Raw genomic sequence first — 23,570 nt, forward strand, 5'->3', positions numbered from 1 at the left:
GATCGAGCTTATCCAGGAGCCGGCCTACCCTGCTGGGGCCCGCAGCCCTCGCACCAGCTCTGCCGGGTCGATCTCCAGCGCTCCGGCCAGCTTCAGGATGTTGTGCAGGCTGATGTTCCGCCGTCCCCGCTCCACCTGACCCACGAACGTCCAGTGCAGCCCGCTGTCATCCGCCAGCTGCTCCTGGCTCTTGCCCAACTCATGCCGCCGGGCACGCACCCGTTCCCTGAACGCCTGGGTGGCTGCGGACAGCGGAGGGGTCGCCATGACGACTCCAACCCCATACGTCTAGCGCCCTTACATCCAGAGACCATGCATCCCATGCATATACGTCGCATGACTATGCGCCTGGCCTGGACATGTTCCGGCAGCTGCCGGGATCGGTCGCACCGGCAGCGTGGCCGGCCAGACCGCGGGATGGCACGGATCTCGGGAGGTGATGGTCATGGTGCTTCGCAGTGGCGGAGACGGGTCGGGCGGTGGCGGCACGGGCGGCTGACCCCGGCCCCAGCAATCTCGGCGGCGCGGCGCTTCCGGCATCCACGGCCGGAGCGCCGCGCCGCTCCTGTTCGCAGGCAAGATCACGAACGTGCTAAACTGATCTTGAATACATGTCTCCGCTGCAACGCCTCTACCGCACCAAGCTGACCCTCTTGGCCGTGATCCTCACGGTTCTGGGTGTGGCGTTGCTGGCGCTCGGCCAGTACAGCGCCCTGGCGACCACCGCTCCGTGGCTGGCCTGGCTGCCGCTCTCTGAGCTGGGATCGACCTTCTTCGGCAGCGGCCTGATCGTCGTGGCATTCGAGTACATCAACGAACGCGATGCCGACGAGCGGGCCAATGAACGCCTCCGCCGCATCCTGCGGGAGGAAGTTCCGGCCATCCGCGACGCCGTGGTCGGCGGCTTCGCCTTCGCGCCGAATGCCCTGGTGGACGTGGCCTCACCGGAGACCCTTGACCGGGTGGTCCGCAACACCCTGGCCATCCAGCTCGGCGACCAGGCTCTGGCCGACGATCTCTACACCGATCTCCGCCGCCAGGTGGCCGCTTCCACCGAACGCCGTCGGGACACGCGTGTCTCCGTCAGCCTCACGCCGTGGGCCAAGGGGCCGGCCGCCGGCGCCGGCAGCATGTTCGTGGCCACGACCGCCGGGAGTACCGCGTCCAGCTGGCCGAGTCCACCCGCCGCTTCGCCTGTACACATCCGACCCCGACGAATACCGTGAGCTGCTGCTTGACTCCACCATGATCGAGGCCCACTACTTCGAGCCGGTCGCCGGCCTGGACGCCGCGTCACCGGAAGCCTTCGAGCTGCTCCAGTTCACCACCGACGGTCGGGCATGCCCGACCCGGCGGAGCAAGCGCTCCGCCGGACAGTCCTTCACCGTCACCGCGGACGCCCGGAATGCCGCAGGCCGCGAGGTCGACATCGCCTACACCTACCGGGTGCTGATCCAGCAGCACGGGCACCTGCTCTACCTCGACTTCGGAGCGCCCTGAAAGGGTGTTGACGTGGACTTCACCTACGGCAGCTGCGACATCCGGCACGTCAACGTCCTGGACTTCATCGCCGGTTCGCAGCCCACCCGCGTCTCCCGGAGCCCGAAGGGCACCGACCCACCCACGGTCAGCGTGCGGTACGACGGCTGGTGTTCCCGAAGAGCGGGGTGACGTTCGCGTGGGTGCTGGAGCGGGAGCTGATCCCGCACCGGCCAGGCGTGGCGGTCGAGACAGCGGAACAACCGGGGCGCGAGGCCTCTGGGGCTGATGCTCAACCGAGCGCCGCGGCCTCCGCGGGCCGGAGCTCATCGGCATAGCACTTTCGGACCACTCGATGCCCTCGCTTTGTGACTAGTGTCACTGGTGCATTGAGGTCGTCTCACCAAAGGCTCGACGTAATGTCATGAACATCGTTTGCGCCGCCGTCACGCGCATCCGACAAGATGGCGCGCTGACGGTCAGCTTGCCATCTAAATGTCCGTGCCCGCTGAAGCCGTCCTGCCTGAAATTAGCTTGACCTCCACGACTCCGAACTGACAACCTGGATCAATAATGACCGACCTGCAATCTGCTCCTACCGATGGCGACCCTGAGATATCCCCTCGCCGGCCGACCATAGAGCCTTCTGACGCTGACCCCCGCTTGCTATCGCTAAGCCGATCAAGTGCGGATGACGTTCTATATCGAGGTCGTGCTGTTGAGCAGCACACCGGCCACGAGTGTGACTTCGAGGTCCTCGCTCGCTGGGGCGTGAAGCAGGACATCCGCTGGACCGCCCGGTTCGACACCCCGGTGCTGGAACGTTACTTCGGCGGTCCCGACGAACTGGCATTTGTTCTGCGGGATCAGAACTTTGGCAACGGTTACCTGATTGACAGGGCGCACCTCAGTAATCGTGACGTCGACAGTCTCGCTGGTTGGCTAGACAGCGGGAGGATTGTCGGGCAGGTTGACAGGGAAGTTGATTCAGTCGAAGTCCCCTGGGTTAACCTCTCGGATGCCGGTCGAGTCTCTGGTACTGCGTTGCGCCTGCTCGGTGGGGAGAGCCCCGGACAGTGCCGCGTCTGGCGGGGGCGGGAGGTCTGGCGTCTCGGTGACTGGGAGATGACCGTCGATGCGCGGCCGGACCTTGCGGGCGTTGTGGACGAGCTTAAGAATCACGGTGGTCACGCCGTAACGCATTTGTCTGTGCTCCGTCGCGTCGACGGTGGCACGTTTGTTGCCACCGACGTGACACCAGTCCTGCGGGCATTCCATCAGGCGGTCGCATTCGCGCTCGGTCGCGAAGCCGCACCAGGACCTGCCTCGGCGCGTGCTGCGGATGGCTCACTCGTGTGGCGTGAATGGTCAGTGCGCAGGGCGGATCAGATGGGCGGGGTAACAGCATGGTGGCATCCGAACGCCTGCCCGATGGGCGAAGTTACAAATCTTGTCGGCGCTAAGCTTCTTGATCCACAGTATGGGCGGAACGCCTCGCACATCCTCCAGGGCTACGTCCTGTCCAAGCGTGGGGGCTTCGTCGAGCAGCGTATTACTGTCGGCTTCTCTACGATCGAGCAGCTCTGCTGGCAAGTGAAGGTGTTCGAAGAGGGTGTAGATTCGGAACGATATGATAAGAAGAAGGCTGCCCAGCGGCTGCGTGGCCTCCTTGTAGATGGATCCCTTCCGAGCCAGCCAAAAATTCCCGATCATCTCCATGTGCTCCAGCAGTTCGCAAAAGATGAGGGTGATCCCACGGCAGCCCTCGATGGGCCTGCAGCGGTCACGGAGGTCCGCCACCGGCTCGTGCACCCCAAGAGTCCGGCCGATCTATACGGCCGACCGGGTCTCTTGGTGGAGGCCTGGGTCCTTCTCAATCATTACCTGGAGCTGCTGATCCTTCGCTGGGTTGGCTACAGCGGTCAGATTCAAGATACTTCGATCATTGATGGATGGGCTGGCAGTGTGGAGCCCGTTCCGTGGAGCTAACAGAACAGCCGCATTTGACTAATTCTCGGTCAGCGACGTGGGTAAGTTCGGAGAATGTGACCCCGAATTTAGCCGGCTCGCTTGGTGTTCTGCTGGCTCGCTTCGCCTTCACGCAGGACCAGCTGCTACGGTCAGATGCCTTCATTAGGTTGGCTAAGGATCGGGGTCACAGTCTCGACCGGGTTACGCTTCAGCGTCTCCACGGTGGCGGTCTGCTTGTGCCCTTCTACCGTGTCAGCGAGACGGCGGTGATCGGCCGCAGTCTCCCCGTCGAGCCGAATGGCAACCTTAATGCCCGTCGTGAAGCGCTCAACGCTGCTGTGGATGGCCGCCTCCGTGACTGCGCTGACGAGGGTTACTCCGCTGCCTGGCCATATGTCCGGCCGCCGGGCGAGATGGATCCGCGATGGCGGGACGGATTTTACTTTTCCTCGTGGCAGCTGACCGATCTTCACCAGGCTCTTAGCGATGAGCGGTGGCTAAGGTTTGGGATGCCAGCCGCCGAGTACCAGATTCGTGCCCATAGCCGCCGCGCGCGGGCCACTGCGCTTGCAGTGCTTGCATTGCGGTACTTGCCGGGCATCCTCGGTCGACTCTCAGTGCCGCCAGGTGTGGACACCGGAGTGTTGCGTAGCCTCGAAATGGAACGCAATGTGTCAGAGCTGCTCGCGATGGTCGATGTACCCCCGGAAGAACTTTGGCCTATGGCCGAAGATCTGCTTCTTCACGCTGGCTTCCGTGACCCGCTCCGGGATTGGCTACCAATCATACGGCACGCTAACTACGGCGCCTGGTCCAAGCTGCGTGGTGTAGCGCTGGATTGTCTGTGGCAGCGCATCGCGGCCGAAGTGCTATTGCGCGCCCATGACGACTTGGCTGCGGCCGGCGAAGCTGAGCCGCTCCCCGACATCACCTCTCGGCTGGTACGTCACCCTCTGCAGGACCGGCTGGGTCGGGCGTCAACGACTGGTGAACCGCTTGACAAGGTACTAGGACGATTCGGCCTCTCGCCGCACCCTCGGGTGCTACTGCTGGTTGAAGGTGAGACTGAACTCGTCCATCTGCCGCAACTTTTGGCTGCATTCGGTCTAGACCGACCCGACCTCGTCCGTGTACAGCAGGCAAAGGGTTCGCAAGTCAGCCCGCAACTACTGGCTCGGTATGCAATTAGCCCGCGTCTTGCCGAGCGTTTCCCTGACGGCTCTTGGCAGCCGGTAGCCACTCCGACTGCCCTAGTGATCGCTATGGATCCTGAGAAGCTTTGGGAAACCGAGCAGAAGCGAGAGCGTCAACGTCGGGCGATCTGCGGCGCCATCCGCCAGGAGGTTGAGCTCAAGGGCGGTACTATTTCTGACGAGCAGCTTGATATTTTGGTCAGCATCCACGTATGGGGTGATCTGACGTACGAGCTGGCGAACTTTACCGACGAGGAGTTGGCCGATGCTTTAGCTAAACTAGCACGAGGAACCAGCGACGCTGATCGTGGTTCAACGTCCTGGCGCCATCGAATTGCCACCGAGCTTGCCGCGACCCGGGAGAATCGCGCGAACATCGACGCGGTTATAGGAAAGATGCGGGTGAAAAAGCCGGATCTGGCGGAAGCGCTCACCGTAGCCCTGCTCGAAAAATGTGAGCAGGAGCTGGCGTCGGGAAATGTACTAACGCCAGTACTTAAGGTGCTGGTTGAAGTTGAGCTTTTAGTGCATCTTCTCTCCGGTGGGACGTATGTGTTTCCGCCGGCGCCCTGATTCCAAGAAGTGGTGGTTCCAGTCCGTGATCGGCGGTGAATCGTACCGATCCGGTGCGTCTAGCGAGCGAGGCGTGACTGCAAGCCTTACCGGTCGAAACTTGAACTAAAGGGTGCAAGCCTACGAAACCGCGAACACCCACACCCCGCCCTCCGGAGTGTCCGCCACGTACATCGTGCTCGTCAGATCTTCGGCGTACTGCTCGACATCCACGCTGACGTAATGGCGGATGTATTCCGGCAGCTCATCCAGAGCCCGGTAGATCTCCGTCTCCTGAAGGTAGTCTTCGGCGTATTCTGTGATCGAGCCCCACTCGCCCCGGTAGAATTCCTCGAAGCGATCCACCAGCTCATCGTCAGCTCCACCCAGGTACGCTACCCAGGCCCCGAAGGCCGGGCCGTGTTCGGTGAGACCTTTGGCTACCTTGCTCAGCGCTTGCAGTGACGGCCATTCACCTAGGGTGAAGGCGGCATCATCCTCGAACCCTTCGTAGTCGTGGACGGCCCATTCTTCAGCTTCTTCGCCGGCTCTGCGGGCAGGTGACGTCGCCAGCAGCCGGGCAACAGCACCTTCCAGATCTTCCACGTCCCGGTCGGCGGCGATCCAGCGGCCGTGCAGGTCGCCGTTGACGTAGTCGGCCAGGCTGGTCACGTACACCCGCAGCCCGGCACCGTGGGCGTCATCCCCGTCAGCTTCATCGGCCAAGGGCGTGATCTCACCGTTCCGCCAGACGCCCGGTTGCGCCGGCTGGTACCCAGCTGGCCCGACTACGGGGCAGAGCGGCTCGCCATCCTCGTGTGTCCAGGTCATCCCGTCGAGGCCTTGAGCCTGGTCGGTGATCGGCTCCTCGCGCTCCGGACAGGCATAGCCGACCCGTTCCTGACGGTCCGCTTGGTCGCGGCGCTCCTGCTCGACGAGGGTGTCATCGTAGGCGCGGTACTCCCGGAGGATGGCCTGCCACCGGCGGTCAAGTGCTTCGCCGTCGGTGGTCTCCCAGACGTACCGGAAGCCTTGTCCGTCCTGGCTGATGATCGCGCCGCCGGTGCCACCGTCGGTGACCAGGCCGAACCAGCCCAGCTCATCCACCCGGCCGATCTCCTCGCCGGGCGGTTCGCCGAACAGCTCATCGAGCCGGTCAGGGTGTACTGCCTGGTCGCTGGCCGGTTCCGCGGCGGCGTCCGCCAGCTCTGGGACGATCGCGATCCTGCCGAGGGCCCGAACCCGTTCCCGAACGCCGTCGAGGCGATCCAGGATGGCTGCCTGCTCAGCCCAGCCCTTGATCGGGCCCTTGTCCGGCCGGGCCTGGCAGTAGATCCGCAGGGCTTCGACCCACGAGGCGACTTCGGGTGTCTAGCTTTCGAGGTCTTCGTACAGCTCCCTACGCGGTTGGAGACTCCGGTGGCGGGCCGTTGACAGCGGCCCCGGTGTCTCGGCGTATATGCGTGACCAGGGTGCGCGCGGTGCCCGCGCCGATGTGAAGTCGTTTGCGGAGCGTCTCGGCGGAGATGGGGCGCTGGTAGTGCGGCCAGTGGAGGACGTCTTCGGTGCGTGCGCGGTGGAGGAGGTCTTGCCGGCGTGCTTCCCGTTCGGTCTGACGTGATGTGGAGTCTGCTGTCTTCTGTCGGTGTTGGGTCGTCGGGGGTGGTGTTTCTGATGCCTGAGAGGGGTCTGTCCTCGTCGCTTCGATCGATGGGTGAAGGGCGACGGGTGAGGGGGTGGTCTGGATTGCTTGGAGGAGACCGGGCCCGACCTCTGCCCATCCGATAAGGAGGAGGGGGCCGACGGCGTCGAAGGCTGCTCTGCCGTAGTGGCCGGAGATGAGGGGTTCGGCGATGTTGAGGGCGAGGGTCACAATGCTGGCGAAGATCAGTAGGCGTCGGGCGGTGCGAATGACGTCGGCAGGCCCGCCGTGCAGGGTGAGGTGGCGTGCGCCGAGGAGGAGTCCGATGACGGAGAGATCGACTGCGGGTGCCACGAGGATCGCGATGTAGGTCGGGACCCCGAGGCGGATGCCGGGTGTGGCGACGTTGCCCAGCCCGAAGAGGAAGGTGAGCCCGACGACGGTCCCGACGATCACGGTCACCATGCGGGCGGTGCCGTTCGGACCCACCAGGTCTACGGAACGTGTGTTCGATCCGGCTGGCGAGGTTGCTGGCCGGGCGCTCACTGGGCATCGCCCCTGCCCAGGAGCCTCGTGGAGACCGGTCGGACGGTGATCTCGGGACCCTGAACCAAGATCAAGCGGTTCTTATTGTGTTGCGTTAGGTCCACCGCGATGCGTAACAATGCCCTGGCCTGGGCAAATAGATAAGTTCTATAAGATCTGATCGTTGATCGAATAGAGGATGTCCAGGTCGGGGTATTGATCGTCTGGTTCGATTCCCGGACGCATCGACAAGTCTCGACTACGTTAGGTAGTGGCAGGGGTCGGTCTGTCAAGGATGCCGACCGCCAGCGTGCACCTTTAAGGTATCTCCGTGGGGATCTGAAATCTGACGTCGTCCGCTGGCGGACCGGCCGATCGGCCGGGATCATGGTGTGTCGTGCGGGGGAGCCGGAACCCGCGCGGTCATGAACCAGAGGGTCCCGAGATGACGGTGCGCGAGTTTGTCTCGGGGCTTGCCTTCATCGCGCGGGATATGTGGCGGCGTACGCCCAGGCCAGATCTCTATCTGGACTGCGATGTCTGCAGCGGCGCCGTTTTTTGGCTTGGCGTAGCCATTTTAGTGATCTGAGGAACAAAGTGGCTACTGTACCCACACGACATGGCCACCCCGGTGACGAGAGATCGTCACGCCGGGATCTGTGGGAGCCCGGGGGTGAGATCCCTCCGGGCTACCCGACCGCAAGAACGGTGGTTCCGGCCCGACACGCCGGGCCTGGGGTCCGGCGGGATGGGCACCGTGAGTGATGAGATCGGGTGATATCTTCCCTCGGAAGAAAGGTCGTGAGCTGCCGCCGGAACAGGCGGCTGCGGCGGCGATGATCGCGGATGCGCGGGCTCGTGGGCTGGCGCTGACGGGGCCGGATGGGCTGTTGAAGCTGTTCACGAAGTCTGTGCTCCCTGCACGCTAGATCCTAGCGCTACCTCGCCGAGGCCAGCCGATTCGTGCCGCGCGTGGGCGTCGTTCGCTGACCCACTGCGCTGGACAGGACAGACCTGGTGCTCGCGCACAGCCTCGATACCCGTGCAGCGCAACCGGATGAGATCGCCGGCTGGCCGTGGTGATAAATGCGTAGGGTTGAGGCATCGTGATCGGTGCCGTCTGGCCTGGGAGTGTGACGATCGATGGTTCGCCGCTTCCAGGCGGCCGGGCCGTGCCGGCCCCAGCTCGATTACATGATCCCAGCGGTGTCACGATTGCCGGACGTTCCCGACCTCAGCGAACGACACCGAGCTCACCCCCACCGGCCGCACGATCACGGTCCTGTGGGCGTGATCCGACGCGGCGCAGCCCCGAAAGGCTGGCACGCTGACCTGTCCACGTCGACGGACGGAACCCCCACCGACCCGACCGGCGGCATCGCCGTATGCGTCGCCGACCGCGACCTCGTCGCCCGCACCATCGACCACCTGACCGCCCACGGCCACACCTGCGCCGAGCTCACCAAGGACAGCGCCCAGGGCGACGATGAGATCCGCGTCGGCACCAAGCGCCGTTTCAAGGCCCTCGATTGCCAGAACCTCCCCATCATCGCCACCAGCGACGGCATCATCCCCAGGGCCGCCATCCACCGCCACGCCACCGACGACCCCACCCGCTACATCCACGAACTCCGCAAAGGCTGCTCCCTCCTCTTTGTAGCCGCCGCCCGAGTCCGCGACCCCCTTACCATCACCTGGTACGGCCCCCGCAGCCCTCTGCCGCTACCTCCCCAGGCACGGGGCGCCGGATGAGCGATGAGAACCAGGTACCGGAACAGCACGACCGAATCGGCCCACCTGCTGGCGCCGTCATTTCCAAGAAGGACCGCGACGCGGTCCTGAATCTGTGCGCTGAGCGGTACGGCGAGCGCGTCAGCGCGAATTGGTTGCTCGACGCGCTTGATGTGCCTGTTGGGCGCCGCCCATCCTGGGAGTCGGCGACCTCCATAATCTGGTGGAACCAGATGCTCGCCATACTTGAGTTCGGAATCATCGTCGATCCACATCGGAAACTCATCGCAAAAATGCGCGATGAGTTTCCGGGAGACTCGACCGTTGGACGCCTCGCCGAAACCTATCTCTCGGCCGAGAATAGGCACGAGGCGATTCCGCCCAACGGAAGGAACGTCGTCGCGGACGCGATACTGAAGGACACGCTTGCCGCGCACGGGCTTACTAAAAAGGTGGCCGAGGCGAGGAAGTCGACGGCGAGTGATCCCGAGCGTGCCGCGGAACTGTTCGCCTCGATCGCCCAACAACTGGACCTTTCCTCATTTCACCTGCACGCGGACGGATTCCGAAGCCGCCAGGCATCGACACTGCAAGCTGCGGGCCGCTCCAACGACGCGGCCGTGGTGAGGATCTCGCTCGGTTGGCGGCTCCTCCAGCGGTGTGACCAGTGGGGCGCCATGTCGGAGGCGGCAGACCTAGAGAAGATCGAGAGTCAACTCGATGAGCCGATAAGAAGATCCGCGATCGCGCTGGCTAGGGCAGTTGAGTTCGGCCGCGAGCGCGACGTGACCCTCGATGCCGTGGCGATGACCTTCGATGATCTACGCTCCGGAGATCAAGGCGAGTTCGAGGCCGCGCTTCTGCTCGCCGAACGCGCGGTGGCCTGGCGACAGCTGGAGATCGTCCGGACTCGCGCCGGCCGCCTTCGGCGACTCGCCGAGGATGCGCCAGACTCCGGAAACACGGCGGAGGCCGTCGTCCGCCTGCTGATGTGCCTCGCTGACGCTTCGGGGGAATGGCCGAAGTTGGCGAGAAAGGCCAAACGCGAGTACGCAAAGCCGCTTCGGGCCTGGGTGCTGGCAAGGCATGCCCGCCACTTGGCCCTGTCGGAACAGCCAGACCACGCCGTCGAGCGCTGGGAGGAAGCGGCCAGTCTGGCCGCGAAGAAGAAGCTCCACAGTGACGCGGCTGACTGGCTGTATGCTGCCCGCACCGTGCTCGCACTCTATGGCCGATCCTTCGACAGCGATGGCGACCCGAACGAGTACCATCGCGTCGCCCAGGCAGCACGAGTGCGGGGCGATCGATCGGTGCTGCGACGGCCATTCCCGATGCGCGAGCGGGTGCTCGACCGAATGGCCAGCGGCAAATGGCCCGATGCTTTCGAGGCCCTTCAGCAGTTGCTCTGGCACTCGACTGTGATCGGCGACTGGAACGGCGAGCTTACCACCCACGAGAACTTTGGGCGGCTGTTCGAGGAAGCCGGGGATCCACTTCTGGCCTCCGAGCACTATCTGAAGAGCAACTCGCACAAGGAACTCAAGAAAATCAGAAGCAAGTTCAAAGAAGCCGCGATCGTGCTGCCCACCATCCTGCTAGACGGCCCGCCCTGGGAGACAGAGGAAGCTTACAATCTCGTCGCCCGGCTCGCCGACCGGATCACCGACGACAACGGGAAGGAATGGCTCGGGCTGGCATTGACAGAGCTCAAGGACCCGCTCCTCCCCAAGGCGTCAGTACTCGCGCGGGACCGGTACCTTGCCGCCTTCCGGGCCACCGCCAACCTCGCGGGGTTGGCAGACGAGACTCAGGCACGCCAGATCCTTGATCACACGAAGGTTCTTATCCCAAGAGAGCCAGGGGCCTACCGCCGCACCGACGACGACCAGGTCGACGTGCTCCTCACGCTGGCCCGCCGAAGCGGAGAGACCGGCGACGAGGCGTTCGAGCAACTCTGCGCGGGCCTCCTCCTCAATGCTCAGCTGGGCCACAGGATCCTGAGCCACGGCGGAGCGCTCCTGCGAAGCCGGGTCCGCGACGTGGAACGGCATCTGTCAGACCAGGCGCGCGCCGGCAACGTTCAGGCAGCGCTTGCCCTGGTAGTTGCTGATGCCGACACAACCCCTTCCGACGACCTGGCCTGGACGATGTACCACAGGGCGGTTCACCCGGGAGGCGAGACAGGCGGCACCGAGCTGGATCATCAAGGGGTAGCCCTCCTAGTCACGACACTGGGCGAGGCCGAGGCCGAGGCATTCGCCGCGGCGATGCTCACCCTAGCTCGCGACCCGCAGCAGTCCGCGACAGACCGGGAAACCGCACTCCAGGCAGTGATGACCATCGCCCGTAGTCTCCCGGACGAGGCGCGAACTGCGGCGTTCTGCACCGTCGCGGAGCTAGCAGCCGGCCGGTATGACTCCAGCACCTCCGACTGGAATCTGCATGGCAAGGACGACCTACTGGCGCGTATACGGATCAAATTCGGCGGCAGCTCGCTGATCGCCCCTGCGGCGCTGTGGGCCGCCGCGGCACTCGCGACAAGCGACGCTGATTACGAGACAGTTCAGCAGCTTGCGGATGCTTTGCTTGCTGGCGTCGATGACAGCTCGGCCGACACCATAGGAAAAGCCCTCGCCCAGATTCCTTTCGAACAGTTCCATGTCGGTCCAGGACCTGGCACAGGCCACCCGTCGGCCGTCATTCGGGCGATCGCCGCGATCAAGTGGGCACGCAGCGACCGCCGCGACCCAGCGGTCGGCGCCAGATTCGCAAAAGACCAGGACGGCTCCGTCCGGCTTTCGTTGGCGCAGGCGCTGCGGAAGAACCCACACCCCGAGGTCGAAGCAATCCTGAGCAACGACGTACGCCGAACAGTACGCACCGCCATGCACCGGAGTTCTTAAACTCACCCGATCGACAGGCAGAATCGGGCGGCGACCGTCACGACGGCGCCTCCGAGGTGCTCCAAGCATCCCCAACTCGCGAGGCCGCTGGTCACGAAGGCGCGGTCGATCTTTTTAGTGCCTGTCCTGAATCTTGATCGTTTTTAGCTCTCGCTGGTCGTCCGAGGCGTCCAGCGGGAGACCGGGGCGCGGCGGGCGAGCCGGCGGACCATCGTGCGGATCATGGCCCAGTGCATGAAGGCGGCAGAGCTGTGCGGGTCGCGTTCGTAGTCGCGTGAACCGGGACCGGCTCTACGGACACGTCAAAGCGGTGAAGGGCCGGACCCAGTTCCTGGGGTTCTGCCGCTACCTGCGCTCGCTCTACCCGCCGGAGGTGCGGATCGCGATCATCTGCGACAACTTCTCCCCGCACCTGTCCACGAAGACCGACAGCCGGGTCGGGGACTGGGCCACGGCGGCGAACGTCGAGATCGCCTACACCCCGACCTACTCTAGTTGGTTGAACCGCATCGAGGCCCAGTTCACCGCCCTGCGCTACTTCGCGCTCGACGGCACCGACCACCGCAACCACCGCGCCCAGGCCAGCATGATCCGCCGGTACATCATCTGGCGGAACAACCACGCCCAAGATCAGAAACTCAAGCGGGTCGTCGACCGGGCAAACGTAGCCTGATACGGCACTAGCCAGGAGCGGGACCCGCCAAGGGCGGGCCCAGCAGTCATCCGCCCCCGGTGATCAGCCCGGGGATCGAGATCACCTCGACCTGGACCGTCGACACCGTGGTCAGGCCCTCGACCGCCCCGGCACGGCCGGCACGGCCCAGGTCACTCGTCTCCGGCATCGGCGTCCACAGCATCGTCGGCGCGACAACCCCCGTCTCCCCGCTGTACTCCCCGCCGCCGGCCGACGCTGCGGAAAACTCGCCCCCGGCGAACCCCGCCGAGACGATCAAGATCTCGGCTCGATGGTCCGGACCTCGGCGTCGGCATTCGAGACCGGCGAATGGGTCAACGTAGCCAACGCCGGCGACGTCACGTGCGCCCTGTCGATATCCGGCGGCGGCAGGACGGTCGCGACCAGCTTCCTCGCTCCGGGCACCACGAACAAGCTGCGCGTGCTCACGACCGCCGGGACCTACGCCGCCGTGTGCTCGCCGAACACCGCGACCAGCCGAAGGCGACGGGAACGATCGTCCTGCGACCGTAGGCGAGCCGCCGAGCCCCGTCACCCGCGATCGACGACGGGGGTTCAGTGCCACGGCAGCCGGGTCACGGAGATGGCACCCAAGGTTCGAACACCCCCGAGATCTTTCGGATGGCCCACCGGCCCGGCGCGGTCACCACGTGAGCGGGCCACCTGAGCCCGAGCGGGAGTTCCTCGACGACCAGTTCCACGGCGTTGGACAACGAGATCTTCGCCAGCTCCCCGATGAGCCCGAGGGCCAGTGTTGTCGAGCGTCCCAGGAGACCCCGCGGAACGGCGTGCCTGAGAGGCTCACCGATCATCTCCGCGTTCGCCTCCAGAAACTGGGCGAACAGGTCGTCCAGCGACGGCTGGGGGGCCGCCGGCCGGAGCGTGGCGGCCTGCTTCTCCAGGAAGCGACAGCCGACGGGCCTCCCGCCGGAGGCCTTGGCGATGTCGTGCCGCAGCGCCTCCACGAGGTGCGGCATCTCCTCGGCGAGGATGTCGGCGTGGAGCCGCCGCGTGACCGCGCGCGTCGTCGCCGTCAGGGAGCCTGCCTGCGCGCCGGGATCCTCCGAGTCCAGGAAGGCGAGTTCGGCGAAGATCTCGTCCCGCGCGTCGCGGAAATACCCGGAGAGGTCGTCCCGGTAGGCCCCACCGACAGCGATCCGATGCAGCGCGTCGTGGGTCTCCTGAGCGGAGCGGCCGAGCTGGCGCAGCCTCGCCGGGTCGAGGACCGCCTGAACCATGCGCGTCGCGCCGTCCAACCGGCCCCAGATCCAGTCGTTGACCCGCCATGATCTTTTCAGGAAACCGCCGAACCAGAACAGCCTGATGCCGGCGATCTTGTCCGGCGTCGCCGGTCCGCCGAACGAGTTCGGGGTGAAGCCGCTGATCTGCTGGAAGATCACCTCCTGCTCCGCGTCCCGCGGTGCGCCGGCCATCGCGAGTTGACAGACCTCCACCGCCAACAACCGCCGCCGCAGTGCTGCCGGGGAACTCCGGAGGTCATCCGACAGGAGCGCGCGCAGCAGTTTCTTCAGCAGGTCGGTCTCAACGGCCACGTGAGGAACGGTGGCTACCGCGTCACCCGCGTCCGGCGCCCCGAGCCGCCAGAGGTCGTCCGCCGCATCGATCAGCAGGCGAACTATCCGCTCCGCCACCGTGCCCAGCCGTACCGGCAACGTGTCCCGGGGGATGTCCGCCGCCCCGGGCGGGAGCGGCCAGGATGCGAGCGCGTCCTGCAGCCAGGTACGCAGCCGCGCCCGTCGTTCCGCGGAGCCCCCTGGTGCCGCCGGTTCGACCGGGTCCGAGCCGTCGCCGGCATCCGCCGAATCCCGCGGGTCCTCGTCCGCCCCGGGCTGCGCCGGCGGCCGGGCCGACCAGCTTCGCCAGAAATCGTCGTCGTCGCGGCGGATCGCGCGCAGCGTCGCCAGCTCGCCGTGCAGCTGCCCGCGGTATCCACGCAACCGGCCGCGAAGCGCGTGATCCGCTGGCGGGGCAAGCCACATCGCGCGTTTGAACAGGTCGACGGCGAGCACACCGATGCGTTCAACCGGCCCGATTCCCCAGGCCCACCGCTTGGGATCGGCGTTCCGACGGGGCAGGGCGCGCGGAACGCAGGGGATCCCGTCGAGGTCCACATCCAGCAGGGCCCCCGCGAGTTCGTCGCGCGTCCACCACAGCCTTTGTCGGTCGAGGGCCGCCGCGAACACGGCCCCGATGCGGTCGGCCTCCTGGCAGGACCGCATCGTCCGGTACTGGTCCATGAGTTGGCCGGCGAGCTTCTCATCCAGGGAACCGATCAGGTGCGCGCGTCCCGATCTGTGTCGCCGGACGCGATCGTTTGTTTCCTGGAGCTGCTGGAGCTCGACCTCGACTGACTGCGCATACGGCAGGACGGCGAGCGTTGCCAGCACGGCAGCGAGGGTCGGCGGCCTGCCGGCGCTGTCGGGCACCTCGGTGCTGTCATGCCCGCCAGCGCTGTCGTGCCCCCCGGCCCTGTCGAGCCCCTCGTCGCCGGCTCGGCCCCGGCCGAGAAGGCCCGCGATCTCGCCGGGGACGGCGGAGCGCGGGTCCGGGTTGACGTGCGTCAGCAGCCGCCGAACCTGCCGGTCTGCCGGCTGGGCGTAGATCGCCGCCAGCGCGGGGCGCACCGGTTGGTTCAGCAGGATGCCGCCATCGAGGACGTACCGGCTCCGGGGGCCCGGCGCGGCCGTGGGCCGCTGTACGGCGGCGCCCATGTCCGGGTGGTAGGCGTCCCCGTCGTCCTCCCCGACCGGCAGGAAACTCGGTTCGAAGGCGACGGGAAACGACGCCGTGCTCCGGCTGGCCAGCGCCAGCTGACGCGCGATGGCGGCGCCCCTGAACACATCGTCCGACGGCGGAGTGTCCGCCGTGCGGGTGAATCGAAGCTCGCCGCTGTGGCTGGATTCCTCGAATTCCGTGCCGAAGTCGTCGACGTGCCGCGTCGACCGGCCGTGCATCAGCGTCGTGTTGATGACGAGGTCGACCGGCCGCTCGGCGGGCGGCACGTACGACTGCTCCCGGCTGTCCTCCGGCACCAGTTCGGTGAACGCGCGTGCCAGCTCGGGCAGAAAGTAGTCGTCGCCGAGGAGAAAGGACTGCTGGTCCGGTCCCGTCGAGTCGCGCAGCAGCTCCTCGAAGGAACCGAGCTCGGCCCACTTGGCACCCAGGCCGGCCAGATCGGCGCCGTATGCCTGGGCGTAGGCCAGGAACGCGCCGTTTATGCCGCCCGCCGAGGTGCCGGAGATCACGTCCGCCCGTGCCGTCGCGTGAACGAGGTCGAGGAGACAGCCGTACACCGTGCCGGCGGCCCAGGCCGGAGGCGCCGCCGAGAGCGGTGTGGCGGAGCGGGCCTGCGCCAGCGTGTTGATCTCGTTGACGACACCGGCCATCCACACGGCGAGGCTCACGCCGCCGTTGAGCACGACCGCGATCCGAACGTCCTCAAGATCCTCGGCCCCAGGCTGGCGAGGGCCGCCACGGCGCTTCACCTTCACGACCGTTTCCCGGCCGCGACGCCGGGCCTCGCGCCGGCGCCGCGGTGACGCGGCTCGCCGCGACGGCAACCCCGCTCAACGGTGATCATCGGCTGCCGTCCACGGCGCGAAGGCGTTCTCGACCGAACGCAGGGCGGGGCGCAGCTCCGGAAAATGCCTCAGCAGTACGGTGCTGAGCGAGTTGCGGCCTATCCAGTCGATACCTTCCTGGGTATAGATCTCCGGCCTGAAGTCGCGTGACAGGAAACGATCGCTGTTTAGCCGGCGCGAGGCCATCAGGATGAATATCCGGAAGGCGGTGTCGCTGAAGGCGAAGCCCCTGGGGAGGCGCTCGGCGAGCAGGCCGACCACGAGATCGAGACGTTCGACGTCGCCGTCGTACGCACGGTCCAGCTCGGCCGCCCAGTCGGATCTGCCGGTGATGTCGGCGAAGTCCTTCGCGGGTTCCAGGTGCAGCAGCCGGCGGAACTCGTTGTACCGGGGCACACCGAGTTCGCGGGTCCGCAGGATGTCGGTCGCGGCGAGATCCTGCAGCTTTCCGTCAGGTCGGATGAAGTTCTGGAGGTGGTGCGGGAAGTTGTGCAGCGTCACCAGCCCCGGGTGCAGCGTGCCGAAGGAGTAGAGTAGATCGGCGGTGGAGATCTTGGCCAGCGCGTCCAGCGCGCCGGCTCCGGTGAGGTCGCGGAGCGTGCTCTCCCGCAGGACGGTGTTATCCGCCGCCGACCGCAGGCTCCACTCGTCCCGGACGAGCGGGTGCATCCGGTAGACCGCGACGAACTCCTCGGTCAGCGAATAGGGGACGTCGAAGTGATCCGTCTCGGAGCCCGGGATACCGCTGATGACCTCACTGGAGCTGATCCTGCCGACCAGGTTGTGGATGCGCTCACCGGCCAGCCCCCACCAGTTGGTCCGCAGCGCGGCCACCGTGGTGGGGTGGCTGATGACGGCCGGTGTCCATTCCACGGTGTGAATCTTCGCCATCAGCGCCGCGTTGATCAGACGTGCCCGTTCGAACAGGTCGTCATCCGACCAGTCCGGGTAGGCGGCATGGAGCCGGTCACAGATCGCGTTGTGCTCGCGGGTGAAGACAGTGTGGAAGAGCGCCAGTCCGAGCCAGAATCCCGGCTCACGCGCCGGGTCTTTGCCCGGTTCGTCGAAGTACCCTGGCAGGCCGCCCGGCCCGACTCGTAGCTTGCCGTCGACCTTGGATCGGCGCCGCTGCTGCTCCGCGCGGGTGGTGCCATAGATCTGCGAGCCGTCCCACCAGTGTGAGACGACGTTGATGGACGTCCACGGAGAATCGTCGCTGCGGGGCGGCCTGGTCGGGTCCGGCGTGGTCCGCGGGATCTCCATCGGCCGGTCCGGCCAGTCGTCGTCCCCGCGCACCGGGAGCACCCACGGGTTGTCCGTCGGATGCGCGCCGTGGCTGAACCAGTCACGGACCATGAACTGGATCCAGGCGGCGACGAGCGAGTTCACCGTTTCCGCCGGCTGGAAGGTGGTGCGTGTGAGCAGGGCCCGGCTTAGGTCACGCGGGTTGGGGCTGAGCAGCTGCGGCTCGGGTTCGCGGTAGGCGTTGGCAAGCGGCACGTTGCGGCCGAAGCGGGTGCCGGCCATGCCCATCGTCGGCTCATCCAGGTCGTTCCAGCTGCCATCCGCCGTGCGCTGGACGAGGTACCGGTCGTCGTACGGAGCCGCGACCGGGCCCCCGGAGGAAGGCAGCGCGTCCGTGTCGAAGAGATTCTCCCTCCGCAGCACATTGCGCAGGCCGAAGAGCAACGCCAGGCCCAGTGGCGGCGGGAACCGGCTCCAGCCGATCCGCCGATCGATCCGCACCGCGGCCGCGTCGTAGATACGCGACAGGGAGGACCTGCCCTGGCTTCCTTTTTCCAGCCGAATTCCTACCATGATCTTCCTTCTTTCGATCGGAGGGAGTCCGCCCGTCGCATGGCCGGTCGGCGGGATGGCACGGGAGCCCTGCCGGCATCAGCCAGAATGAGGTCGCTCGCCTTCTCCGCGACCATGTAGACGGAGGTGGCGACGAAGAAGCCGGGAATGTGAGGGAAAACCGACGCGTCGACCACTCGCAGACGGCGGGTGCCGTAGACACGCAGCTGGCTGTCCACCACCGCCATCGGGTCGTCCGCCCGGCCGATCCTGCAGCTGCACGAAGCGTGGTGTCCCCAAGCCTCGTTGCGCACGAACTCGCTGATCTGTTCTTCCGAGGCGACCGCCGCGCCGGGGGTCGTCTCCTGTTTCACAACGGCGCCGGCCCGGCGGTTGACACCCCGGATGAACTGGATTCCGGCCACCATCGCGGCGAGATCGCTGCCCTCCTTGTCCGTCTCCTCGTTGAAGTAGTTAAAGGAGATGTCGGGCATGTCCCGGGGGTCGACGGAGCGGAGGGTGACCCGACCGGAGGTGTTTCTGGTGTGTGCCTTGAGAATTGCCCAGGTGAAGCTCTTCCTGTTGCACTGCAGGTCCGCCGAGTATCCTGGATAATATCCGGTAAAATGCGCCGGAAGGCCGAAGATGAACAAGTCGGGGTCGGCCAGCTCGGGGCGTGACTTACGGGTGATGGCGACGATGACACCGTTGGTGGTGTACGGCCCGGTCCCCGCCTCCCAGGCCTGGTAGCAGGGATCCGGCCTGCCGTCGGGGGCGGGTGGCTGGAACGAGCACTCGCGGATCAGCGCCAGATCCGAGCCCAGCTCGGCCGCGACCCCGATCTCATACCGGTCTTGGAGGTTCTCGCCAACCCCTGGCCGGTCAGCGACCACGTCGATGCCGAGGCTTTCCAGCTCGCCTCGCGGCCCGACGCCGGAGAGCTTGAGCAGCTGCGGCGTGTTGAAGGCGCCGCCGCACAGGACCACCTCCCGGCGGGCCCGGACCTGCCGCAACGTCCCCGGGGCCGCGCGGGTCGCGGCCGGATCCGCGCGATAGGCGTGGGACAGGTCGAGGTACTCCACGCCGACGGCGGTCGGTACCTGGCCCTCGAACAGCACCCTGGCGACCAGAGCCCCGGTCCGCACGACCAGGAGCTCGGGCTGGTCGCGCTGCGTCGCCTGGAGCCGCTCGCGCGCGCCGCTCCGCCGCCCCCGCGTGGTCGACATCGGCACCAGCCAGAGCCCCTGCAGGCGTCGTTGCTGCACCCGCCAGTCGTTGGGGTCCAGAAAGCTGCGGAAGTCCTCCAGGGGGCCGAGAGGCCTGCCGAGGAAGTCGGCCAGGGACTCCCGGGCCGCGTGGATGACGATCTGGAGAAGCTGCCCGTCCCGGACCGCGAGCTTGGGGTCCGGCTGGCTGGTGGGTAGCCAGCCGTCGAAACCGTGCCTGCCTCGGTTGACCACCGTGTCCGGAAGGGGAAGCCGGGCAAGCAGCCTTGCGAGCGACCGACGGCGGGGAAGTAGCCACGGTCGCGGCCGGTACTGGCACCGCTCCAGCCGCTCGAAGTACTCCCGCATCACGGTGCTTTCCCACGAGCGGTCGCCGGTGATCTCGGCGATGGCATCCCAATCCCGGTTGTGCGGGTATATGGTGATCATTGCGTGATGGGCCGTACAGCCCCCGACCGTTGCCGCCCGCGGGTACAGGATCCCGTCGTGGGCGGCGACGAACTTGCTGTCCCGGGCCTGCTGGAGATCGTCGTCGTAATGCCGGACAAAGTAGCTCCACCGGACCTTCTCGTCCTCCGATGCCAGGGCATGAAAGGCGGGAACGGGGTAGAGGAGCTCGTTGCCCGCAGTGTCGCCGGCCTCCAGTACCAGCACGCTCATGCCGGCCTCGGCGAGATTGGCCGCGAGTGGTCCTCCGCCGGCGCCGGAACCCACGACAACGTAGTCGTAGATTTCGGTTCCCGGGCCCTGCGACGGCGCGCCCATTCGACATCCCTCTCTCGCCGGACGGCATGGAACTAAGTCGTGACGAGGCGGCGGGATCGCTCCGGAGCTCCCGACGCGGCCAATATCAGAATGTATTCACCTGGCCGGTTTCATCGCGTGTCGAGCGCGACCTGCGTGAATGTGTGGACACGATCCTGACTGCTCAGTTTGTTCCCGACGTACTCGCGCCCGGCCACCCTCCCGACTCATTGTTCGAGCGTATTGTCGGTGAGCGCCACAATGTCTCCAGATAACACGTCGTCGGGAGCGGCCGTTGGTCAGTGTAGTCGGCGGCTGCGGGGACCTCCAGGGATCACCTCGGTACTTCGAGTCCGCTGGACGACCCTTTCCCGCTATTCAGGAAGATCGCCTGATTCTCTCCCGATGAAATGCCGCTGTTTCTGGCGACCGCTGACGGCGGGGGCCTTCACGCAGGGCCTCGGCAAGGCAACTCATCGTGCGATCTGTTGCAGGTGGCAGCGAGTAGCGGGAGGGCTCTGTAGCGGTCGGCGGCGACATGTTCGAGGGTTTCTTTATATTCCTGGTTCCGTTGAGACCGATCACACCGATGGCCAGGTTGCGGAAACTCGCGAGGGCATGGTTGGTGTTCCCTGTGTAGGTGGGGTTGGCGTCTTCACGCCAGGCTGCGTCGCGGGTGTAGTGAACTTCGTTCTCGATGCCCCAGTTTCCCCTGACGTGGGTATGGAGATATGCGGCGGTCACGCTTTCATCGCCGGACCAGGCGCCGCGCAGGACCTTGCCGTCGATCGCAAGGGCAACCCGTCCTCGGGCGATCTGCGCGCACAGCCAGGCGCCGAAGGTCGCGTCAAGAGCGTCCACGTCGATCTTCTTCAGGGGCGCACGAAGCGTCTTTTTCGAAGGCGCCCTGGTGTTTCGACGGAAATGGTCAAGAGGAGCCCCCAGGCGGGCGAGAAGAGGCTGCGGGAGGTCCGCGGCCGTCCCGTCCAGCTCCACGGTGATTGGCATCCGGTCCGTGAACACCCTGCTTAATGGCGACTACGGCTGGGCTATGCTTGATCCGATCGGGTTCCTCGGTCCCGCCGAGTACGACGCCGCGGCATGGTGCGTCCGCGGTTGCGGAGACCCTAGTGGACTACTCGCCCGCCTCCAGCGAGCGATCACCGCCTACCCCGCGCTCGACAAACGGCAACTCGCGCTGTGGGCCGCGTGGGATGAGGTGGACGACGTTCCGACGATCACTGTCACCATGCGGGCGGTGCCGTTCGGACCCACCAGGTCTACGGAACGTGTGTTCGATCCGGCTGGCGAGGTTGCTGGCCGGGCGCTCACTGGGCATCGCCCCTGGCTAGGAGCCTCGTGGAGACCGGTCGGACGGTGATCTCGGGACCCTGAACCAAGATCAAGCGGTTCTTATTGTGTTGCGTTAGGTCCACCGAGGTTCGAGCCCCCCGAGCGCGCGCCAGAGGCGCGGCGCTCGGGAGACACGTTTGCCCGCGTCGCCGATCGATTGGTGGCTCCGGTCGTCGACGTCGCTGCTCTGTATCAGGAGTCGTTGACTACGTTCTTGGAAGTCTGGCCGGGAGTTCCTGTGTCGAGTTGCGTGCGGGTGTCTTTTCGTAGCTGGGTGACAAGGTTACGCGCGGTGTCAGCTCCAATGCGGAGGCGTTTGCGGAGGGTTTCGGCTGAGATCGGTCGGTGGTGGGTTTCCCAGTGGAGGGTGTCTTCGGCGCGGGCTCGGTGAAGGAGGTCCTGTTCGGAGGCACGTTTCTGCTGCCGACTCTCTTTGGTATCGGCCGGCGTCCGGGGGTTCGGCACCTGGCGGTCCGGCGCAGCCGAATTCAGCTGATCAGCGGCGCTCGCTGTAGTGGTGCTTTGGGACTGGGGCGAACCTTCGGCGGCGCTGGTGGTCTGCAGGGCTTGGAGGAGTGCTGGGCCGATGTGGGACCAGCCGATGAGGAGGCAGCAGCCGACGGCGTCGAAGGCGGCGCGGCCGTAGTGACCTTCGAGGATCGGTTCCGCGGTGTTGAGGGCAAGGGTGACGACGCTGCAGAAGATTAGGAGGCGTTGGGCGGGTCGGATCTGCGCGGGACTGGCGCCGGCCAGGGCAAGCTGGCGGGTGGCCACGAGCAGCGCGATCACCGAGAGATCGACGGCCGGGGCGACGAGAGGGGCGATGTAGGCGGGGACGCCGAGTCTGATGCCCAGCGCCCAGACGTTGCCGAGCCCGAACAGGAAGCTGAGTGCGACGACCGTGGCGATCAAGGTGGTGACCGCGCGGAGAGCGACCGGCCGTCCATCTGGGCGGGGTAGGGGAGTAGAGGCCACGGCGCTCACTGCTCAACTCCCGCGTGACCTGCGAGAATGAGCTCACCGGACAGAGTGACCGGTGGTGGGGTAATGGTTCGAGTCCCCCCTCGGACACAGCCTAAAGAGATCAGCATGGTCTCTGACCTGCATGTATGGGGTGTGGGGGTTCAACTACCCCGGCCGACACGAACCATTAACCCACATGCGCTCTACCTGCACTTTCGTGATCTACACGTATATGTAGTGTCGCTTTGGTGATGTTGGCGCCGCGCCGGGTGCGCCCTCCGCCTCGAGCCGGCCAGAGATCCCGACGCCCGTCGATGCCTTGACCACCGGCCCTTGTCTACGGGGCCAAGATCGAGTTGGTCATACTGGGTCGATGCTCGCGATCCTGGCCGGCAAGCTGGATCCCGCCGCTGGGACAGCGTCAGCTCGCTCCGAGGACGCGCTGACCGACGCGGTGTTCGGCGCGATCCGCCACCTGCCCTACCGGCGGGTGCTCGGGACGGTGCTCGCCGCCGTCGACGTGCCGGTCGATCCGGAGACGTTGGACCGTGCGCAAGTCTTGCTGTGGCCGAGTTACCAAGTGCCTCAGCTACCGGGGATGCGGGTCGAGCCGGACGTGGTGGTGACCGCCGGGACGACGGTGGTCGTGTTCGAGGCGAAGTACACCTCCCCTTTTTCGCTCTACCCCGCAGACGAGCCGGCCGGCGGTGAGCCGCTGCACCAGCTCGCTGCCCAGTTCGCCGCGCTGCGCGCGGTCGCCGCGGCTCGCGGTTGGCCGGGCCCCGGATGGATTCCGGGCAGCGGGAACGTCGCGGGATGGTTCCTGTGTTCACTGAGAATCGATCGACCAGTTCGGCACCCAGCTTTGCCCCGGCAGCATCGCCACGACTACGCCGCAGACCTTCATCGTGGCCTCCCCACCGACACGCCAAGTCGGCTACGGAGTCGAGCCACTCACCAAGCGACCCGTGCACTGCACCCCGGCCTGTATCCACCAGGTTGAAGCCGGTGCCACGCTTACGGAGCTTTACCACTCTGGTTCCTCTCGTATACCCTCTGGTCTCGCTCGCCGGACCCGACCCGTCTGGCAGGTCCAGCAGGGCTCTTGCAAGGATGCGATTTGATGGGATCGGCCCGCTCTGTCAGGTTCGGCTGATCGGTCCTGGTAGAGGGCGGTGTGCGGGAGTGCGGGCAC

General features: G+C 66.1%; 19 protein-coding genes and 1 pseudogene. 10 read left to right on the top strand and 10 right to left on the bottom strand.

What is annotated here, in order from left to right; genetic code table 11:
- Positions 1-24: 24 nt before the first annotated feature.
- Positions 25-267 carry a helix-turn-helix transcriptional regulator gene (locus FRANEAN1_RS12990; RefSeq protein WP_020460246.1) on the bottom strand — a complete coding sequence of 81 codons (243 nt, stop codon included), beginning with the start codon at positions 265-267 and terminating at the stop codon, positions 25-27.
- Between the two features lie 344 nt (positions 268-611).
- Here FRANEAN1_RS12990 and FRANEAN1_RS42125 point away from each other — a divergent pair, with 344 nt between their 5' ends.
- From FRANEAN1_RS42125 to FRANEAN1_RS40940, 5 genes are all read left to right on the top strand, one after another.
- Positions 612-1,226: a hypothetical protein gene (locus tag FRANEAN1_RS42125; protein ID WP_020460247.1), complete on the top strand. Its 615-nt coding sequence runs from the start codon at positions 612-614 to the stop codon at positions 1,224-1,226.
- Between the two features lie 19 nt (positions 1,227-1,245).
- On the top strand, positions 1,246-1,500 hold the full coding sequence (locus tag FRANEAN1_RS42130; protein ID WP_020460248.1) for a hypothetical protein: 255 nt from the start codon (positions 1,246-1,248) through the stop codon (positions 1,498-1,500).
- Positions 1,501-1,512: 12 nt separating this feature from the next.
- Positions 1,513-1,671, top strand: coding sequence for a hypothetical protein (locus tag FRANEAN1_RS42135; protein ID WP_020460249.1), 159 nt, complete (start codon positions 1,513-1,515; stop codon positions 1,669-1,671).
- 579 nt (positions 1,672-2,250) lie between these two features.
- Entirely contained in the window at positions 2,251-3,468 is a 1,218-nt protein-coding gene (locus FRANEAN1_RS40935; RefSeq protein ID WP_157472604.1) for a hypothetical protein, read from the top strand.
- A 56-nt stretch (positions 3,469-3,524) separates the two neighbouring features.
- Positions 3,525-5,216: a hypothetical protein gene (locus tag FRANEAN1_RS40940; protein WP_157472606.1), complete on the top strand. Its 1,692-nt coding sequence runs from the start codon at positions 3,525-3,527 to the stop codon at positions 5,214-5,216.
- Between the two features lie 120 nt (positions 5,217-5,336).
- Here FRANEAN1_RS40940 and FRANEAN1_RS37005 read toward each other — a convergent pair whose 3' ends face one another.
- Together FRANEAN1_RS37005 and FRANEAN1_RS13020 are read right to left on the bottom strand one after the other, a co-directional pair.
- The gene (locus FRANEAN1_RS37005; RefSeq protein ID WP_020460252.1) at positions 5,337-6,302 is read right to left on the bottom strand and encodes an antirestriction protein ArdA; all 966 of its coding nucleotides are present in this window, start codon (positions 6,300-6,302) and stop codon (positions 5,337-5,339) included.
- 292 nt (positions 6,303-6,594) lie between these two features.
- On the bottom strand, positions 6,595-7,383 hold the full coding sequence (locus FRANEAN1_RS13020) for a hypothetical protein (protein WP_020460254.1): 789 nt from the start codon (positions 7,381-7,383) through the stop codon (positions 6,595-6,597).
- Positions 7,384-7,807: 424 nt separating this feature from the next.
- Here FRANEAN1_RS13020 and FRANEAN1_RS40330 point away from each other — a divergent pair, with 424 nt between their 5' ends.
- The 4 genes and pseudogenes from FRANEAN1_RS40330 to FRANEAN1_RS13035 form a co-directional block, all read left to right on the top strand.
- The gene (locus tag FRANEAN1_RS40330) at positions 7,808-7,951 is read left to right on the top strand and encodes a hypothetical protein (protein WP_198145497.1); all 144 of its coding nucleotides are present in this window, start codon (positions 7,808-7,810) and stop codon (positions 7,949-7,951) included.
- A gap of 701 nt (positions 7,952-8,652) precedes the next feature.
- Positions 8,653-9,114: a hypothetical protein gene (locus FRANEAN1_RS13025; RefSeq protein ID WP_157472610.1), complete on the top strand. Its 462-nt coding sequence runs from the start codon at positions 8,653-8,655 to the stop codon at positions 9,112-9,114.
- Positions 9,111-11,996, top strand: a complete 2,886-nt coding sequence (locus FRANEAN1_RS13030; RefSeq protein WP_020460256.1) for an effector-associated domain EAD1-containing protein — start codon at positions 9,111-9,113, stop codon at positions 11,994-11,996. Before FRANEAN1_RS13025 ends, FRANEAN1_RS13030 begins: the two co-directional genes overlap by 4 nt.
- 274 nt (positions 11,997-12,270) lie before the next feature.
- Positions 12,271-12,669 (top strand): annotated as a pseudogene (locus tag FRANEAN1_RS13035) (transposase); the annotation flags it as partial.
- A 46-nt stretch (positions 12,670-12,715) separates the two neighbouring features.
- Here FRANEAN1_RS13035 and FRANEAN1_RS13040 read toward each other — a convergent pair.
- The 7 genes from FRANEAN1_RS13040 to FRANEAN1_RS13060 all read right to left on the bottom strand — a co-directional run bounded on the left by FRANEAN1_RS13040 (position 12,716) and on the right by FRANEAN1_RS13060 (position 22,324).
- On the bottom strand, positions 12,716-12,949 hold the full coding sequence (locus FRANEAN1_RS13040; RefSeq protein ID WP_020460258.1) for a hypothetical protein: 234 nt from the start codon (positions 12,947-12,949) through the stop codon (positions 12,716-12,718).
- Positions 12,946-13,119 (bottom strand): hypothetical protein, encoded by a 174-nt coding sequence (locus FRANEAN1_RS40945; protein ID WP_157472613.1) that lies wholly within the window; start codon positions 13,117-13,119, stop codon positions 12,946-12,948. Before FRANEAN1_RS40945 ends, FRANEAN1_RS13040 begins: the two co-directional genes overlap by 4 nt.
- A gap of 146 nt (positions 13,120-13,265) precedes the next feature.
- Complete coding sequence (locus tag FRANEAN1_RS13045; protein ID WP_020460259.1) at positions 13,266-16,202, bottom strand: patatin-like protein; 2,937 nt, start codon at positions 16,200-16,202, stop codon at positions 13,266-13,268.
- Between the two features lie 75 nt (positions 16,203-16,277).
- A complete protein-coding gene (locus FRANEAN1_RS13050; protein ID WP_020460260.1) occupies positions 16,278-18,110 on the bottom strand; it encodes a peroxidase family protein in 1,833 nt (610 codons plus the stop codon).
- Entirely contained in the window at positions 18,104-20,080 is a 1,977-nt protein-coding gene (locus tag FRANEAN1_RS13055) for a GMC oxidoreductase (RefSeq protein ID WP_020460261.1), read from the bottom strand. Before FRANEAN1_RS13055 ends, FRANEAN1_RS13050 begins: the two co-directional genes overlap by 7 nt.
- Before the next feature lie 357 nt (positions 20,081-20,437).
- Entirely contained in the window at positions 20,438-20,920 is a 483-nt protein-coding gene (locus FRANEAN1_RS38620) for a hypothetical protein (protein WP_198145498.1), read from the bottom strand.
- Positions 20,921-21,604: 684 nt separating this feature from the next.
- Positions 21,605-22,324, bottom strand: coding sequence for a hypothetical protein (locus tag FRANEAN1_RS13060; RefSeq protein ID WP_347177113.1), 720 nt, complete (start codon positions 22,322-22,324; stop codon positions 21,605-21,607).
- Positions 22,325-22,748: 424 nt separating this feature from the next.
- Here FRANEAN1_RS13060 and FRANEAN1_RS13065 point away from each other — a divergent pair, with 424 nt between their 5' ends.
- Entirely contained in the window at positions 22,749-23,378 is a 630-nt protein-coding gene (locus tag FRANEAN1_RS13065) for a hypothetical protein (protein ID WP_020460264.1), read from the top strand.
- Positions 23,379-23,570: the final 192 nt, after the last annotated feature.

The sequence above is a fragment of the Parafrankia sp. EAN1pec genome (assembly GCF_000018005.1).
Classification (GTDB): domain Bacteria; phylum Actinomycetota; class Actinomycetes; order Frankiales; family Frankiaceae; genus Parafrankia; species Parafrankia soli.